This is a genomic window from Phytopseudomonas straminea (genome assembly GCF_900112645.1).
GTDB lineage: Bacteria > Pseudomonadota > Gammaproteobacteria > Pseudomonadales > Pseudomonadaceae > Aquipseudomonas > Aquipseudomonas straminea.
Window position 1 is genome coordinate 553,261 of sequence record NZ_FOMO01000001.1, and the last position, 17,160, is coordinate 570,420.

Consider the following 17,160-nt stretch of genomic DNA (forward strand, 5'->3'; position numbering starts at 1 on the left):
GCACCTACGTGGTGGATGTGTCGCACCTGCTCAACCCGGTATCCGACGAGACGCCGCACGGCGAAGACCTCGAATACGACGCCGAATTTCTCGAGCTCGAGCGTCTCGCCCTGGGCCAGCCCGAGCGCCAAATGGGCCAGTCGGTCATCGCTGCCGAGCCGCCGGACTGGCGCCAGGTGCGCGAGCGCGCCAGCGACCTGTTCGTCCGTAGCAAGGACCTGCGCCTGGCCAGCCTGTACCTGCAGAGCGCCATCGCTCTCGAGGGCCTGAATGGCCTGGCCCAGGGCCTGACCCTGGTACGCGAGCTACTGACCCAGTACTGGGAAGGCGTCTACCCGCAGCTCGACGCCGACGATGACAACGACCCGACCATTCGCATCAACGCGCTCAATGCACTGAGCGCCGAGCCGGTAATCGTGCTGTTGCGCGAAGCCAGCATCACCCGCTCGCGGGCCTTCGGTGCGGTAAGCATCCGCGCAGCCCTGAATGCCGCCGACCTGCAGCGCTTCGCCAGCGAAACCCTGTCGCCCGAACAACTGCGTGGCGCCTTTCTAGATACCGACGCCGAGCTGCTCAACAGCACCCGCGTAGCCCTTGACGAGGCCGCCGCGGCCCTGGCCGATATCGAAGGTCTGCTCAGCGATCGCGTCGGCTCGGCGCAAAGTGCCAACCTCGAATCCCTCAAGCAGTTGCTGCGCCACACCCGGCAGATCTTCAACGACCAGGCACCGGTGGCCGGCGATGACTCGTCCTACAGCGAAGAGATGTCCGCCTACAGCGACGCCGCTGATGACGCGAGCAGTGCGCCACCAGCAGCGCGCCAGGCGCCTGCCGCACCCGGTCGGATCGCCAGCCGCGACGATGTGCTGCGTACCCTCGACCGCCTGCTCGAATATTACGCCCAGCACGAACCTTCCAGCCCGGTCCCGGTCTTACTGACGCGCGCGCAGAAGCTGGTCACCGCGGATTTCGCGGAAATCGTGCGCAATCTGATTCCCGACGGTATGTCGCAGTTCGAAAACCTGCGCGGCCCCGAATACGACTAACGTGCGGCGGATCTTCAGGGAAGCCCCACGCACACAGCTACCGGCCATTGGCCGCAGAAGCCAGTGCCCATGCACAGGAGGAGCAACATGAGTAACACCACCAGCAGCCAGAAATTCATCGCGCGCAACCGCGCCCCGCGGGTGCAGATCGAGTACGACGTGGAGCTGTACGGCGCCGAGAAAAAGGTGCAGTTGCCCTTCGTCATGGGCGTGATGGCCGACCTCGCCGGCAAGCCGGAAGAGCCGTTGGCCGCCGTCGCCGATCGCAAGTTCCTGGAAATCGACGCTGATAACTTCGACTCGCGCCTCAAGGCCATGAAGCCGCGCGCGGCCTTCCACGTGCCCAACGCGCTGACTGGTGAGGGCAACCTGAGCCTGGACATCACCTTCGAGAGCATGGACGACTTCAGCCCGGCGGCCATCGCTCGCAAGGTCGATTCGCTCAACCAGTTGCTCGAAGCACGCACCCAGCTCGCCAACCTGCTGACCTACATGGACGGCAAGACTGGCGCCGAAGAGCTGATCATCAAGGCGATCAAGGACCCGGCCCTGCTGCAGGCCCTGGCCAGTGCGCCCAAGCCCCAAGACAACGAGCCGCAAGCCTAAGAGGACGCCACGATGAGCCAACAGCCCCAGGCGTCCGAACAGTCGCTTGCCACCTCCGAACAGACCAGCGAATTCGCCTCGCTGCTGCTGCAGGAATTCAAACCCAAGACCGAGCGTGCCCGTGAAGCGGTGGAAACCGCTGTGCGCACCCTGGCCGAGCATGCCCTGAGCAAGACCGACCTGATCTCCGACGACGCCATCAAGTCGGTGGAATCGATCATCGCCGCGATCGACGCCAAGCTCACCGCTCAGGTCAACCTGATCATGCACCACCCGGACTTCCAACAGCTGGAAAGCGCCTGGCGTGGCCTGCACTACCTGGTCAACAACACCGAGACCGACGAGCAGCTGAAGATCCGCGTGCTCAACATCTCCAAGCCCGAACTGCACAAGACCCTGAAGAAATTCAAGGGCACCGCCTGGGACCAGAGCCCGATCTTCAAGAAGCTCTACGAAGAGGAATACGGTCAGTTCGGTGGCGAGCCCTACGGCTGCCTGGTGGGCGACTACTACTTCGACCAGTCGCCGCCCGATGTCGAGCTGCTCGGTGAGATCGCCAAGATTTCCGCCGCCATGCACTCGCCGTTCATTTCCGCGGCCTCGCCGACGGTCATGGGCATGGGCTCGTGGCAGGAGCTGTCCAACCCGCGCGACCTGACCAAGATCTTCACCACGCCCGAATACGCCGGCTGGCGTTCGCTGCGTGACTCCGAGGATTCGCGCTACATCGGCCTGACCATGCCGCGCTTCCTGGCGCGTCAGCCTTACGGTGCGAAGACCGATCCGGTCGAAGAGTTCGCCTTCGAGGAAGAAACCGACGGCGCCGACAGCAGCAAGTACACCTGGGCCAACTCGGCGTACGCCATGGCGGTCAACATCAACCGTTCGTTCAAACTGTACGGCTGGTGCTCGCGCATCCGTGGCGTGGAGTCGGGCGGTGAAGTGCCGAACCTGCCGGCGCATACCTTCCCCACCGACGACGGTGGCGTGGACATGAAGTGCCCGACCGAAATCGCCATTTCCGACCGCCGCGAAGCGGAACTGGCGAAGAACGGCTTCATGCCGCTGCTGCACAAGAAGAACACCGACCTGGCCGCCTTCATCGGCGCCCAGTCGCTGCACAAGCCGGCCGAGTACGACGATCCGGACGCCACCGCCAACGCCAACCTGGCCGCGCGCCTGCCGTACCTGTTCGCCACCTGCCGCTTCGCTCACTACCTGAAGTGCATCGTGCGCGACAAGATCGGCTCGTTCAAAGAGCGCGACGAGATGCAGCGCTGGTTGCAGGACTGGATCCTCAACTACGTCGACGGTGACCCGGCGCACTCCACCGAAACCACCAAGGCCCAGCACCCGCTGGCCGAAGCGGAAGTGGTGGTCGAGGAAATCGAGGGCAACCCGGGTTACTACAGCTCCAAGTTCTATCTGCGCCCGCACTACCAGCTCGAAGGGCTGACCGTGTCGCTGCGCCTGGTATCCAAACTGCCTTCGGCCAAGGGGGCCTGAGGCTCGTCACTGTGGCGCCCGCATTGGCGGGCGTAGCTGAAACAGAGTGGCAAAAGCCACGAAAGGAGGAATGATGGCTGTTGATATGTTCATCAAGATTGGCGACGTCAAGGGCGAGTCCAAAGACAAGGCCCACGCCGACGAAATCGACGTACTGGCCTGGAGCTGGGGCATGAGCCAGTCCGGTTCCATGCACGTTGGCGGTGGCGGCGGTGCCGGCAAGGTCAATATCCAGGATCTGTCGCTGACCAAGTACGTCGACAAATCCAGCCCCAACCTGATGATGGCCTGCTCCAGCGGCAAGCACTATCCGGAAGCCAAGCTGACCGTCCGCAAAGCCGGCGGTGACTCCCAGGTCGAGTACCTGATCATCACCTTGAAAGAAGTGCTGGTGTCGTCCATCAGCACCGGCGGCAGCGGTGGTGAAGATCGCCTGACCGAGAACGTCACCCTGAACTTCGCTCAGGTGCTGGTCGACTACCAGCCGCAGAAAGCCGACGGCGCCAAAGACGGTGGCCCGGTCAAGTACGGCTGGAACATCCGCCAGAACGTCAAGGTGTAACACCACCCGCCTTGCGGGTACACAGCGATGCCCGGCACTGCGCCGGGCATCGCTGGTTCTGACCAGAACGAATTTTCGATGATGCGCTGTTCACTGCCAACGCAGGCGCAGCGCCTCGAAGGATCACCGCACGTACGCGGTGACCGCGCCAGTACAGGGACCGACAATGACTGCCGAACAATACCTGCGTAACGCACAGCTCGACGACGCGCTGAAGGCGCTGCAGGACCAGGTTCGGGCGCAACCCGCCAAGGCCGAACTGCGCGTGTTCCTGTTCCAGCTGCTGGCCGTGATGGGCCAATGGAGCCGCGCGCAGAACCAGCTGAAGGTCGCCGGCGAGCTGGATGCTGCCTGCCTGCCGATGGTGCAGACCTACAGCACGGCATTGAACTGCGAAGCCCTGCGCGAGCAGGTGTTCGCCGGCAAGACCACGCCCGTGGTACTCGGCCAGCCGGCCGAATGGGTCGCGCCGCTGATTCTCGCCCTCGAACAGGACGCCCAGGGCAACGCCGCCGCAGCCCAGAGCCTGCGCGACCAGGCCTTCGAAGCCGCTGCCGCGGTGCCGGGCAAGCTCGATGACACCGCCTTCACCTGGCTGGCCGACGCCGACCCGCGCCTTGGCCCGGTGCTGGAGCTGATCGTCAACGGCCGCTACGTCTGGCTGCCCATGGAAAATATCGCCAGCCTCAGCGTCGAAGCGCCCAGTGATTTGCGTGACCTGGTCTGGCTGCCGGCCCAGCTGACCCTGACCAATGGCGGCAGCACCGTGGCGCTGATCCCCAGCCGCTACCCGGGTACTCACGCCAGCAGCGACGGCGCGCTGCGCCTGGCCCGCAAGACCGAATGGCAGGACGACGGCGTGCCGCTCGGCCAGCGCCTGCTGGCCTTCGATAGCGGCGACCAGGCGCTGTTCGATCTGCGCACGCTGAGCTTCGAGCACGGGAATGCTGCGGCATGGCCGACCTGAAACGTCAGGAGCGCCTGCAGCCCGCCCTGCTCGATCGTCTGCTCGACGACGACCCGAGCAACCCGGCAGAGAGCGTCGACAAGCGCGTGCTGACCCTCAACCAGCTGCGCGCCTCGGTGCTGCGCGACCTGGCCTGGCTGTTCAATACCATCGCCCCGCTGACCAGCGACGACGAGGCCCTGACCCGGGCCGGCAGTTCGGTGGTCAATTTCGGCCTGCCGCCGCTGGCCGGGCATAGCGCCTCGAGCATCGACATTAGGGCGGTCGAGCGCCTGCTGACCAAGGCCATCGCCGACTTCGAACCGCGCATCGTGCGCTCGTCGCTGCGCGTGCGCGCCCGCCAGGAGGCCGAGGAAATGAACCACAACTCCCTCAGCTTCGAGATCGAGGGTGATCTCTGGGCCCACCCGATGCCACTGCGCCTGCTGCTGACCACCGAACTGGATCTGGAAACCGGGCACGTCCAGGTATTGCCCGCCGACGCCTCACGGAGACGCCGATGAACCCGCGCCTGCTCGGTTACTACAATCAGGAGCTGCAGCACATCCGCGAAAGCGCGGAGGAGTTCGCCCGTGAATTCCCGAAGATCGCCAGCCGCCTGAGCCTGTCCGGCGTCGAGTGCGCCGACCCCTACGTGGAGCGCCTGCTAGAAGGTTTCGCCTACCTGACTGCACGGGTGCAGCTCAAACTCGACGCCGAATACCCGACCTTCACCCACAATCTGCTGGAAATCGCCTATCCGCACTACCTGGCACCGACGCCGTCGATGACCGTGGTGCAGTTGTGCGCCGACCCCAACGAAGGCTCGCTGAGCAGCGGCTTCACCCTGGAGCGCGGCGCTTCATTGCGCGGTGCCCTGGGCAGCGAGGCGCAGACCGCCTGCGAATACCGCACCTGCCAGCCAGTCACCCTGTGGCCGCTGGAGGTCACCCAGGCCAGCTATTTCGGCAACCCGAGTACCCAGCTCGGCCGCCTGGCGGCCAGCGAACCGGGCGCCAAGGCCGCCGTGCGGCTGCGTCTGCACACCGGTGCCGGGCTGCCGTTCAATGCGCTGGATCTGGATAACCTGACCTTCTTCCTGCATGGTGCCGACGAGCAGCCGTTCCGCCTCTACGAACAACTGATGGGCAACGTCTGCGCACTGTTCGTCCGTGCCGTGGATGGTTCCTGGGTCGAACGCCTGCCGCCGGACAACCTGCGCGCGCGTGGCTTCGATGACCAGGACGCTGCCCTGCCGGTGGTGCCCCGCGCCTTCCAGGGCTATCGCCTGTTGCAGGAATACTTCGCCCTGCCCAACCGTTTCCTGTTCGTCGAGCTGACCGGCCTCAAGCGCGCCGTGCAGCGCAACGCCAGCCAGGAACTGGAGCTCGTGGTGCTGTTCAACCGCCTCGACAACAGCCTGGAAAACAGCATCGGTGCCGAGCAGTTCCGGCTGTTCTGCACCCCGGCGATCAACCTGTTCGCCCGCCGTGCCGACCGCATTCACCTGAGCGACCGCGTGCACGAGCACCAGATCATCGCCGACCGCACCCGACCGCAGGATTTCGAGATCCATTCGGTCACCGAGGTCAGCGGCCATGGCAGCGGCCCCGAACAGCCGTTCCAGCCGTTCTACGCGGTGCGCGACCCGTCGCGTTATGGTCGCGAACAGGCCTGGTACAGCCTGCGCCGCGAGCCTCGCGTGCTGTCGAGCAAGCAACGGCGCAACGGCCCGCGCTCGACCTACGTGGGCAGCGAGACCTTCATCTCCCTGGTCGACGCCAACCAGGCGCCCTACCGCCATGACCTGCGCCAACTGGGCATCGCCGCGCTGTGCACCAACCGAGACCTGCCGCTGTCGATGCCGATCGGCGGCACGCGCAGCGACTTCACCCTCGAAGACAGCGCCCCGGTGGTCGCCGTGCGCTGCCTGGCCGGCCCCAGCCGCCCACGGGCCAGCCGCGCCCACGACGCCAGTGCCTGGCGTCTGATCAGCCAGCTGTCGCTCAACTATTTATCGCTCAGCGAGCAAGGCCAGGGCGCCGCGGCGCTGCGCGAACTGCTACGCCTGTACGGTGATGTCGGCGACAACGCCCTGCAGCTGCAGATCGACGGCCTGCGCAAGGTCACCGCCCAGCCATGCACGCGGCGCCTGCCGATGCCGGGGCCGATCGTATTCGGGCGTGGCCTGGAGATCGGCCTGGAGTTCGACGAGAACGCCTTCCGCGGTACCGGCGTGTTCCTGCTCGGTTCGGTGCTGGAGCGCTTCCTGACCCGATACGTGTCGATCAACAGCTTCACCGAGACGGTGCTGCGCACCACCGAACGTGGCGAAGTGATGCGCTGGAGGGCCAAGCCCGGATGTCGGCCGACGCTGTGAACACACTGGCGGCGATGGCCGAAACGCCCTGGAATTACGACTTCTTCCAGGCCATGCGGCGCATCGAGTGCAAATACCCGCAAAGCCCGCGCCTGGGCCATTCCGTGCGCCTGGTCGACGACCCGCTGCGCCTGGGCCAGAAGCCGGACTGCGGCTTCGCGCCCTCGACCCTGGCCAGCGTCATCCATGACAGCACCGGCACGCCGCGTATCGAGCAGTTCTTCTTCGGCCTGACCGGGCCCAATGGGCCCCTGCCGATCCACCTCACCGAGCACGCCCGCGAGCGCCAGCGCCACCACGGCGACGCCACTTTCAAACGCTTTCTCGACGTCTTCAACCACCGCCTGCTGACCCTGTTCTACCGCGCCTGGGCAGAAGCCCGGCCAACGGTGGCCCAGGATCGCGCCACCGACGACTACTGGTCGCCGCGCCTCGGCGCGCTGTCTGGCCGCGGTATGGAAAGCCTGCTCGGCCAGGGCCCGATCCCGGACGCGGCGCGCTGTTACTTCACCGGTCACCTGGCCGCCCAGACCCGCTACCCCGATGGCCTGCAGGCGATCCTCGCCGAGTACTTCGGCGTGCCGGTGGCGCTCGAGGAGTACGTCGGCCAGTGGCTGCCGCTGCCCGAGTACAGCCGCCTGGGCGCCAGCACCTGCACCCTGGGCATGGACCTGTGCCTGGGCACCCACGTATGGGATCGGCAACACAAATTCCGCCTGCGCATCGGCCCGCTGAGCCTGGCGCAATACCGCCGCTTCCTGCCCGACCAGCCGCTGCTCGCCGAACTGGCGGCGTGGGTGGCCGAGTACGTCGGCATGGAACTGGACTGGGACACCAACCTGGTGCTCAAACAGGAGGAGGTACCGCCCGCGTCACTGGATGGCGGCTGCCGACTCGGCTTCGATACCTGGCTCGGCAAGCCGCGCGAGGATGCAAAGGATCTGCTGCTGGATAGGCATCACGTCGCCACCCAGCCGCTCACTACCCCGAATTAGAGGACAGGAAAATGAGTGAAATCAGTCGCGCCGCGTTGTTCGGCAAGCTCAACAGCGTCGCTTACAAGGCCATCGAAGCCGCCACCGTGTTCTGCAAGCTGCGTGGCAACCCCTATGTCGAACTGAGCCACTGGCTGCACCAGATCCTGCAGCTGCAGGATTCCGATCTGCACCAGATCATCCGTCAGTTCAGCATCGAGCAGGCGCGCCTGGCCAAGGACATCACCGAAGCCCTGGACCGCCTGCCGCGTGGCTCCACGTCGATCACCGACCTGTCCTCCCATGTCGAAGAGGCGGTCGAGCGCGGCTGGGTATACGGCAGCCTGATGTTCGGCGAAAGCCAGGTGCGCACCGGCTACCTGATCGTCGGCATCCTCAAGACGCCGAGCCTGCGCAACGCGCTGCTGGCCATCTCCCGTGAGTTCGACAAGCTCAAGGTCGAGACCCTGACCGAGCGCTTCGACGAAGTGGTCGGCGCCTCGCCGGAAAACGCCCTGACCGCTACCGACGGCTTCCAGGCGGGTGCGGCACCAGGCGAGGCCAGCGGCGCCATCGCGCCGAGCGCCATGGGCAAGCAGGAAGCGCTCAAGCGCTTCACCGTCGACCTCACCGAACAGGCGCGCAGCGGCAAGCTCGACCCCATCGTCGGCCGTGACGACGAGATTCGCCAACTGGTCGATATCCTCATGCGCCGCCGCCAGAACAACCCGATCCTCACCGGCGAAGCCGGTGTGGGCAAGACGGCGGTGGTCGAAGGCTTCGCCCTGCGCATCGTCGCCGGCGATGTACCGCCAAGCCTCAAGGACGTCGAGCTGCGCAGCCTGGACGTCGGCCTGCTGCAGGCCGGCGCCAGCATGAAGGGCGAGTTCGAGCAACGCCTGCGCCAGGTCATCGAGGACGTGCAGAGCTCGCCCAAGCCGATCATCCTGTTCATCGACGAAGCCCACACCCTGGTCGGCGCCGGTGGCGCGGCCGGCACTGGCGACGCCGCCAACCTGCTCAAGCCAGCCCTGGCCCGCGGCACCCTGCGTACCGTGGCGGCCACCACCTGGGCCGAGTACAAGAAGCACATCGAGAAGGACCCGGCCCTGACCCGTCGCTTCCAGGTCGTGCAGGTCGACGAGCCTTCCGAGCATCGCGCCATCCTGATGATGCGCGGCGTCGCCTCGACCATGGAAAAGCACCACCAGGTGCAGATCCTCGACGAGGCCCTGGAAGCCTCGGTCAAGCTGTCGCACCGCTATATCCCGGCGCGCCAGTTGCCGGACAAGTCGGTCAGCCTGCTCGATACCGCCTGCGCACGCGTGGCCATCAGCCTGCACGCGGTGCCCGCCGAGGTGGACGACAGCCGTCGACGCATCGAAGCCCTGGAAACTGAGCTGGCGATCATCGGCCGTGAAGAGGCCATCGGTGTGAACATCGGCAGCCGCCGCCGCGACAGCGAATCGGCTCTGGCCGAGGAGCGTAGCCGCCTGGCGGGCCTGGAAACGCGCTGGAGCGAGGAGAAGGCGCTGGTCGACGAGCTGCTGGCCACCCGCGCCAGCCTGCGCGCCGCCGCCGAACCGGTGGACGACACCAGCCGCGAGGCCGGCGCTGCCCGCCTGAGCGACGAGGAGCACGCCGCCCTGCGCAGCACGCTCACCGATCTGCAGAGCCGCCTGAGCGCCCTGCAAGGCGAAGACCCGCTGATCCTGCCGACCGTCGATTACCAGGCCGTGGCCTCGGTGGTCGCCGACTGGACCGGCATCCCGGTCGGGCGCATGGCCCGCAACGAGATCGAGACCGTTCTCAAGCTGGATGCGCACCTGAAGAAACGCATCATCGGCCAGGACCACGCCCTGGAGATGATCGCCAAGCGCATCCAGACCTCCCGCGCCGGACTCGACAACCCCAACAAGCCGATCGGCGTGTTCATGCTTGCCGGCACCTCCGGCGTGGGCAAGACCGAAACCGCCCTGGCCCTGGCCGAAGCCCTGTATGGCGGTGAGCAGAACGTCATCACCATCAACATGAGCGAGTTCCAGGAAGCCCACACGGTGTCCACCCTCAAGGGCGCGCCACCGGGCTACATCGGCTACGGCGAGGGCGGCGTACTGACCGAGGCGGTGCGCCGTCGCCCCTACAGCGTAGTGTTGCTCGACGAGGTCGAGAAGGCGCACCCGGACGTCCACGAGATCTTCTTCCAGGTATTCGACAAGGGTGTGATGGAGGACGGCGAAGGCCGCCAGATCGACTTCAAGAACACCCTGATCCTGCTGACCACCAACGCCGGCACCGAGATGATCGCCGGGCTGTGCAGCGACCCCGAGCTGATGCCCGAGCCCGAAGGCATCGCCAAGGCGCTGCGCGAGCCGCTGCTGAAGATCTTCCCGCCGGCCCTGCTCGGCCGCCTGGTGACCATCCCTTACTACCCGCTGTCGGACGACATGCTCAAGGCCATCACCCGCCTGCAGCTCGAGCGCATCAAGAAGCGCATCGAAAGCACCCACAAGGTGCCGTTCAGCTACGACGATGCGGTGGTCGACCTGGTGGTGTCGCGCTGCACCGAGAACGAGAGCGGCGGCCGGCAGATCGACGCGATCCTCACCAACAGCATGCTGCCGGACATGAGTCGCGAGTTCCTCGGCCGCCTGCTCGAAGGCAAGCCGCTCGCCGGCGTGCAGGTGAGCGTGCAGAACCAGGATCTGCACTATGAGTTCGCAGCTGCGCAGTAATCGGTAGGAGAAAACGATGGCAATCACCCAGGCAGCGCGCATGGCAGTGATCACCAGCCCCCTGGGCGGTGACACCCTGGTACTGGAGCGGCTCGAGGGCCACGACGAGCTGGGACGGCCATTCAGCCATGAGCTGGCGCTGATTTCTGAGGATGACGGCCTGTCGCTGGACGCATTGCTCGGCAAGCCCATGGGCCTGGCAGTGCAATTGGCCGACGGCAGCGACCGCTATTTCCATGGCATCGTCGCGCGCTGCAGCCAGACCGCCCACCGTGGCCAGTTCGCCAGTTATCAGGTGACGCTCAAGCCCTGGCTGTGGCTACTGTCGCGCACCTCCGATTGCCGGATCTTCCAGAGCAAGACGGTGCCGGAGATCATCAAGCAGGTGTTTCGCGACTTGGGCTTCTCCGATTTCGAGGATGCCCTGACCCGCTCCTACCGCGAGTGGGAGTACTGCGTGCAGTACCGCGAGACCAGCCTGGACTTCGTCAGCCGGCTGATGGAGCAGGAAGGCATCTACTACTACTTCCGCCACGAGAAATCCCGTCACGTGCTGGTGCTCTGCGATGCCTACGGCGCCCACCACACGGAGCCCGGTTATGCCAGCGTGCCCTTCTACCCACTCGACGACCAGATGCGCGAGCGTGACCACATTCACGACTGGCGCATGGCGCGCGAGGTGCAGCCCGGCTCCCTGGAGCTCAACGACTACGACTTCCAGCGCCCCAGCGCGCGCCTGGAAGTACGCTCCAGCATCGCCCGCGCCCACAGCAACGCTGACTATCCGCTCTACGATTACCCGGGCGAATACGTGCAGAGCAAGGACGGCGAGCAATACGCCCGCAACCGCATCGAGGCCATCCACACCCAGCACGAGCGGGTGCAGCTGAAAACCAATGCGCGCGGCCTCGGCGCCGGCAACCTGTTCAGCATGACCGGCTACCCGCGCGAGGATCAGAACCGCGAATACCTGATCGTGGTCGCCGACTACCTGATCACTCAGGAACGTTACGAGAGCGGTAGTGACAGCGTGGCGTTCCAGTTCGACAGTGCGCTGACCTGCATCGACGCCAGCCAGGTGTTCCGCCCGCTGCCGCTGACCGCGCAGCCCATCGTGCAGGGCCCGCAGACCGCCATGGTGGTCGGCCCCAGGGACGAAGAAATCTGGACCGACCAATACGGCCGTGTGAAGGTGCACTTCTACTGGGACCGCCACGATCAGTCCAACGAGAACAGCTCTTGCTGGATTCGCGTCTCGCAGAACTGGGCTGGCAAGAACTGGGGCGCGATCCAGATCCCGCGTATCGGCCAGGAAGTCATCGTCAGCTTCCTGGAAGGCGATCCCGACCGGCCGATCATCACCGGCCGCGTCTACAACGCCGAGCAGACGGTGCCCTACGACCTGCCCGCCAATGCCACCCAGAGCGGGGTGAAAAGCCGCTCCAGCAAAGGTGGCACGCCGGCCAACTTCAATGAAATCCGCATGGAGGACAAGAAGGGCGAAGAGCAGCTGTTCATCCACGCCGAGAAAAACCAGGACATAGAGGTCGAGAACGACGAGACCCACTGGGTCGGCCACGACCGCAGCAAGACCATCGACAACGACGAGACCGTGAAGGTCAAGCGCGACCGCACGGAGACCGTGGATCGAAACGAGACCATCACCGTGCATGGCAACCGAAGCAAGACGGTGGACAAGAACGAGACGGTCAAGATCGGCATGAACAAATCCGAGACCATCCTCATGGCCTCGCTGCAGAACGTCGGCATGGGGCGCATGGAAAACGTCGGTCTGGGCTACAGCCTCAACGTCGGCATGATGATGAACACCCTGGTGGGCCTCAATCAGAGCACCCAGGTGGCGAAGAAGAAAACCACTTCAGTGGGTGAACAGTACGCCATCAGCGTTGGCGGCAACGACGCGGGCTCTAGCGTCACCCTGGACGGCAAGAGCATTCGCCTCGGCGCCCAGACCATCGAACTGACTGCCGACCAGGAAATCCGCCTGAGCTGTGGGCAGAGCACCATCCGCATCACCGCCGGCGAGATCGAGATCCTCTCGCCGAAGGTGGATATCAACTGTTAGTGCAGGGGCATCGCAGCGGATGGATAGGTTGAGAAGCCTGATCGCGACAGTCGGTGCATCGCATGCGCAGCGCGTCTACGGCGCCCGAGCTGGTGAATCCGAGCAAGCTGCGCCAAACCCGTTCCGGGGAATTGGGTTATGAGTGGTTCCGGTCTGCCGGTATCCCATGTCGGCGAAAAGGTCGCCGGCGGGGTGATCGCCACAGGCTCGCCGACAGTGCATGTGGGCAGCACCGCGGTGGGGATCGCCGATCGCGTATCAGCCTGCCTGCCGAGTGTCGGCCAGCCCGTCAACCCGATGCTGGGCTGCAAGCTGCTGCCTGAAGAGATCGATTTCGCCCTCACCGCCCCGGACACCTTCACATTCGCGCGCGGTTATCTGTCCAGTAATGCGCGTGTGGGCAGCCTGGGGCAAGGCTGGTGGCTGCCAGGCGAAAGCATGCAGTTGGAGCTGAGCGAACAGGCCTGTGTGCTGGTGGATGCTCAGGCACGGCGCATCAGCTTTCCCCCCCTGGCGCCCGGAATGTCCTTCTATTCCGGCAGCGAACGTCTGTGGATCCGCCGTGGTGGCTTGAATGACTCATCAGCCCAGCCCTGGCAACCATGGGACGCCCGCTGGGCCGCAATAGCTGAGCCTCAGCAGCGAGACGAAGGCGCGATCTTCCTGCTCGACGGCAACGACCACTACCAGTTTCAACGCCAGTCTGATGGTGACTGGCGTCTGCATGCCACGTTTGGACGCAATGGCTATCGCACGGAATATGTCTGGGGTGAGCGGGGGCATCTGACCAGCATCCGCGACAGCGCCGGGCGCAGCTATGTGCTGGTCTACCAGATGGTCTGCGCGCCCGGCGATAACGACGACGGCATGCGTTTGTTCGGTGTGGTACTCGCCAGCCATGCCGGCCCCACGCCGATCATCGATCCACAGGCACCTGGCCTCGACTGGCTGGTGCGTTATGAATTCAACGACAGCGGTGACCTAATCGCGGTGCGTAATCGCCAGGGCGAAGTGGTCAGGGTGTTCGCCTGGTGCAATCACCTCATGATCGCCCACGGCGAGCCGGGCGGGCTGGAGGTGCGCTACGAATGGGACGAGCATACACCTACCGGGCGGGTGATACGGCAAACCGAAAAGGACGGTCTGGTTCGCGAGTTCCACTACCAGAAAGACAGCACCAAGGTCGTCGACAGCCTCGGGCGTATGGAGCGCTACCACTTCACGGGTGCGAGTGGAGAACAGCGCTGGACGGCGCTGACGCGCGCCGATGGCAGCAGGTTCGAGTTCGAATACGACCTGTTCGGCCGCCAAGTGGCTTTCCGCGATCCACTTGGCCGCGAAACACGTCGGCGACTCGACGGCCAGGGGCGTCTGCGCGAAGAGCAGTCGCCGGCTCGGCACCGCTATCGCCAGGTTATCAACGAGCAAACCGACCTGCTCGATGAACTGGTGGATGTAGAGGGGCGAACCTGGCGCTTCGAGCGCGATACGCGAGGCAACGTGCTGCGTGTCGAAGGCCCCTCAGGCGTGACGCACTACACCTATGGTGACCTCAGGCTCCCGGATCGCCCGACCTCCATCACCACTCCCACGGGTAGCGTGCGCATCTTGCAGTGGAGCACGCTTGGCCAGTTGACCAGCCACACCGACTGCTCCGGCCATACAACCCGCTACGAATACGATGCCGAAGGACAGCTTGTCGCCAGCCAAGATGCACTAGGGCAGATTACCCGCTGGCAATACGATGCACTCGGCCAAGTAACGGCAGTGATCTTTGCCGATGGAACCCGCCTGCACTATCGCTACGACGCTCAGGGCCGGCAGATCGCGATCAGCGACGACGCTGGCAATGCCACTCAGTTCGCCTGGGACCACGCAGGTCGCCTGGTACAGGCGACCGACCCAGCTGGCCGCACGCAGCATTATCGCTACGATGCGGCCGGACGCTTGTGCGCCATGATCGATGAAAACGGTGCACAGGCCCGCTTCGTCTACGATGCCGTGGACCGTTTGGTGGAACAGACCGGCTTCGACGGTCGCGTGCAGCGTTATCAGTACAACGCCGCCGATGAATGCATAGCGCGAGTGGATGCCGACGGCCTGGAAACCCGCTATGCCTATGATCGCGATGGTCGCCTGATCGCCCGCGAGCTGCCAGGCACGCCTTTCGCGGCACCGAGCCGTGAATGCTATTGCTGGCACGCCGATGGGCGCCTGGCCAGTGTCAGCAATCCCGAATGCCAGGTTCATCTGGCCTACGACAAGGCTGGAAATCTCTGTCTGGAAAATCAGATTCATGCCGATGGCTGGGTCTATGACGTTGCCCATGAGCACGATGAGCAGGGCGTGCGCCAGCTCAGCCGCTACGGCGACGCCCCACCGCTGGCCTGGTTGACCTACGGCCCCGGGCATCTCCACGGCATACGTGTGGCTCATGTGGAGATGGCTTTCGAACGTGATGCACTACACCGCGAGAGATACCGTGATGCGCGTCGCCTGGACCAGCCCGGCGTGCTGTTCGAACAAACGCAAGGCTACGACCCGCTGGGCCGGCTAGCTCAACAGCGGCTCAGCGCCGCCAAAGGCGCCGGCTGGCAACGCCGTTATCGACACGATGCTTGGGGTCAGTTGACGGCCGTCGATGATGACCACTACCTGCCTCGCCGCTACCAGTACGAGCCCGGCGGGCGTCTGGTCGCCAGCCAGCAGGGCGATGCCAGCCCGTACCGCTATTGCTTTGACCCCGCGGGAAATCGCCTGGACCTTCTCGACGAGCTGGCTGGCGGCCAAGGACGGTCGAGTCATCAACACAATGAGCTGTACCGCTCCGGCTACCAGCACACGGAGCAGCGACAAGGGACAGGGCCCTCTCAGGTCAATACGATTTGGGTAGGCAATCGCGTCACGCGCTATGGTGGAAACAAGTATCGCTTCGATGCCGCCGGCAATCTGGTTGAACGCATTGGCGCCGATGGCAGCCGCCTGCTGCTGGGCTACGACGGCGCGCAGCGGCTGGTGCAGCTCACGCGTTATGAGGCCGATGGCAGCAGCCTGGAGGCCCAGTACCGCTATGACGGCCTGGGCCGACGCATTACCAAACGGGTACGCCGGGGAGACCATGACACGCTGACGCGCTTCGGTTGGGACGGCGATCGCCAATGTGCCGAGGTGGACGACATGCAGGTACGCACATTGGTACACGAGCCCGGTAGCTACGCTCCGCTGCTGCGCTTGCAGCAACGGTGCGCGCCGCAAAGCGAAGAGCTGCTGCAGGTACGCCGCACACTGGCTCTGGAGGGCGAGGCCTTGCCCGATGCCTGTCGGCCGGCAATGGAAGCCCCGCACATCACTTTCTTCCACAATGACCAGATCGGCACGCCCCTGCGTCTTAGTGACGACGGAGGCTTGGAGCACTGGCACGGCGAGCCTGACGACTGGCTCGCCGTGCGCGATGAAACCGGCCCGGGAGACCAACCCGTCCGGTTCCAGGGCCAGTACCACGATAGGGAGAGCGGGCTGTACTACAACCGTCATCGTTACTATCTACCGGAGCTGGGTCGCTATACCAGCCAGGATCCTATTGGCCTGGCAGGAGGCGCCAATCCCTACCAATACGCCCATGCCAACCCGGTGGTGGCCTACGACCCCACTGGCCTGATCGTGCCACTGGTAATCGTGGCCGGCTTCCTTGGCCGCGCGGCACTAGGTGCCGCCATCGAGGTGGGCATGCAAGGCGGTAAGCAGATCATCGGCCAAATGAAGGACAACTGGGATAATGACCGTTCGCTGACCGATATCAAACTGAGCTGCATCGACATCAACTGGAAACACGTAGCGGCCTCGGCGGCCATTGGCACCGTCGCCCCCGGCATGCTGAGCACTGGCAAGACGGTCTACCAGTCGAGCAAGGCGCTAAGAGCACTCTCCGGCCAAGCTGCCAATACCGCCAACCGCGCGGCCAAGCTGGCGGCGCGCAAGGCCGCGCACCGTAGCACCATCAAGGAGGCCGTGGCAGTCCAGGCGGCATGGCAAACAGGCAAGGCCGTGGTCAAGTGCCCATTGAAAGACGAGCAAGAGGAGTGTCCACCCCAGTGATCAAACGCTACCTGATCTACACCGCGCTATTCATTCCCGTGGCGCTGCTCTACGTCGTGCTGGAGCATTACTTTGGTGACAGCTGGCTGACGGTAGGCATCTTCGTTGTGCTTGTGCTGGGCGCCAGGATCGGACTGTTGCTGTACCGGCGCTCCAAAGGGATTCACGACAGCTGGTTCGACGGCTGAGCCAACCTTTTCGCCCCCTCGAAGACCTTGTCATGC

The 17,160-nt window shown here is 64.7% G+C and carries 12 protein-coding genes; all 12 read left to right on the forward strand.

Annotated features, from left to right (window positions below; genetic code table 11):
• The first annotated feature begins 8 nt into the window (after positions 1-8).
• On the forward strand, positions 9-1,046 hold the full coding sequence (gene tssA, locus BM279_RS02490; protein ID WP_093501211.1) for a type VI secretion system protein TssA: 1,038 nt from the start codon (positions 9-11) through the stop codon (positions 1,044-1,046).
• Between the two features lie 87 nt (positions 1,047-1,133).
• The gene (tssB, locus tag BM279_RS02495) at positions 1,134-1,652 is read left to right on the forward strand and encodes a type VI secretion system contractile sheath small subunit (protein ID WP_013789379.1); all 519 of its coding nucleotides are present in this window, start codon (positions 1,134-1,136) and stop codon (positions 1,650-1,652) included.
• 12 nt (positions 1,653-1,664) lie between these two features.
• Positions 1,665-3,158, forward strand: coding sequence for a type VI secretion system contractile sheath large subunit (tssC, locus tag BM279_RS02500; RefSeq protein ID WP_093500621.1), 1,494 nt, complete (start codon positions 1,665-1,667; stop codon positions 3,156-3,158).
• Between the two features lie 73 nt (positions 3,159-3,231).
• On the forward strand, positions 3,232-3,720 hold the full coding sequence (locus BM279_RS02505) for an Hcp family type VI secretion system effector (protein ID WP_013789377.1): 489 nt from the start codon (positions 3,232-3,234) through the stop codon (positions 3,718-3,720).
• A gap of 166 nt (positions 3,721-3,886) precedes the next feature.
• Positions 3,887-4,687 (forward strand): type VI secretion system accessory protein TagJ, encoded by an 801-nt coding sequence (locus BM279_RS02510; RefSeq protein ID WP_093500623.1) that lies wholly within the window; start codon positions 3,887-3,889, stop codon positions 4,685-4,687.
• On the forward strand, positions 4,675-5,190 hold the full coding sequence (gene tssE, locus BM279_RS02515; protein WP_093500625.1) for a type VI secretion system baseplate subunit TssE: 516 nt from the start codon (positions 4,675-4,677) through the stop codon (positions 5,188-5,190). The genes BM279_RS02510 and tssE overlap by 13 nt, the downstream gene beginning before the upstream one ends.
• A complete protein-coding gene (tssF, locus tag BM279_RS02520) occupies positions 5,187-7,046 on the forward strand; it encodes a type VI secretion system baseplate subunit TssF (protein WP_093500627.1) in 1,860 nt (619 codons plus the stop codon). Before tssE ends, tssF begins: the two co-directional genes overlap by 4 nt.
• The gene (gene tssG, locus BM279_RS02525) at positions 7,028-8,041 is read left to right on the forward strand and encodes a type VI secretion system baseplate subunit TssG (RefSeq protein ID WP_093500629.1); all 1,014 of its coding nucleotides are present in this window, start codon (positions 7,028-7,030) and stop codon (positions 8,039-8,041) included. The genes tssF and tssG overlap by 19 nt, the downstream gene beginning before the upstream one ends.
• Before the next feature lie 11 nt (positions 8,042-8,052).
• Positions 8,053-10,755, forward strand: coding sequence for a type VI secretion system ATPase TssH (gene tssH, locus BM279_RS02530; protein ID WP_093500631.1), 2,703 nt, complete (start codon positions 8,053-8,055; stop codon positions 10,753-10,755).
• A gap of 16 nt (positions 10,756-10,771) precedes the next feature.
• On the forward strand, positions 10,772-12,841 hold the full coding sequence (locus tag BM279_RS02535) for a type VI secretion system Vgr family protein (protein WP_093500633.1): 2,070 nt from the start codon (positions 10,772-10,774) through the stop codon (positions 12,839-12,841).
• Between the two features lie 138 nt (positions 12,842-12,979).
• Entirely contained in the window at positions 12,980-16,936 is a 3,957-nt protein-coding gene (locus tag BM279_RS02540; protein WP_093500635.1) for an RHS repeat-associated core domain-containing protein, read from the forward strand.
• Positions 16,933-17,124 (forward strand): hypothetical protein, encoded by a 192-nt coding sequence (locus BM279_RS02545; RefSeq protein WP_093500637.1) that lies wholly within the window; start codon positions 16,933-16,935, stop codon positions 17,122-17,124. The genes BM279_RS02540 and BM279_RS02545 overlap by 4 nt, the downstream gene beginning before the upstream one ends.
• Positions 17,125-17,160: the final 36 nt, after the last annotated feature.

Excerpts from the sequence above, each read along its gene's own strand:
- tssG (WP_093500629.1), top strand. The coding sequence starts at position 7,028 with ATGTCGGCCGACGCTGTGAACACACTGGCGGCGATGGCCGAAACGCCC.
- BM279_RS02505 (WP_013789377.1), top strand. The coding sequence starts at position 3,232 with ATGGCTGTTGATATGTTCATCAAGATTGGCGACGTCAAGGGCGAGTCC.
- BM279_RS02510 (WP_093500623.1), top strand. The coding sequence starts at position 3,887 with ATGACTGCCGAACAATACCTGCGTAACGCACAGCTCGACGACGCGCTG.
- tssB (WP_013789379.1), top strand. The coding sequence starts at position 1,134 with ATGAGTAACACCACCAGCAGCCAGAAATTCATCGCGCGCAACCGCGCC.
- BM279_RS02535 (WP_093500633.1), top strand. The coding sequence starts at position 10,772 with ATGGCAATCACCCAGGCAGCGCGCATGGCAGTGATCACCAGCCCCCTG.
- BM279_RS02540 (WP_093500635.1), top strand. The coding sequence starts at position 12,980 with ATGAGTGGTTCCGGTCTGCCGGTATCCCATGTCGGCGAAAAGGTCGCC.
- tssH (WP_093500631.1), top strand. The coding sequence starts at position 8,053 with ATGAGTGAAATCAGTCGCGCCGCGTTGTTCGGCAAGCTCAACAGCGTC.
- tssE (WP_093500625.1), top strand. The coding sequence starts at position 4,675 with ATGGCCGACCTGAAACGTCAGGAGCGCCTGCAGCCCGCCCTGCTCGAT.
- tssF (WP_093500627.1), top strand. The coding sequence starts at position 5,187 with ATGAACCCGCGCCTGCTCGGTTACTACAATCAGGAGCTGCAGCACATC.
- tssC (WP_093500621.1), top strand. The coding sequence starts at position 1,665 with ATGAGCCAACAGCCCCAGGCGTCCGAACAGTCGCTTGCCACCTCCGAA.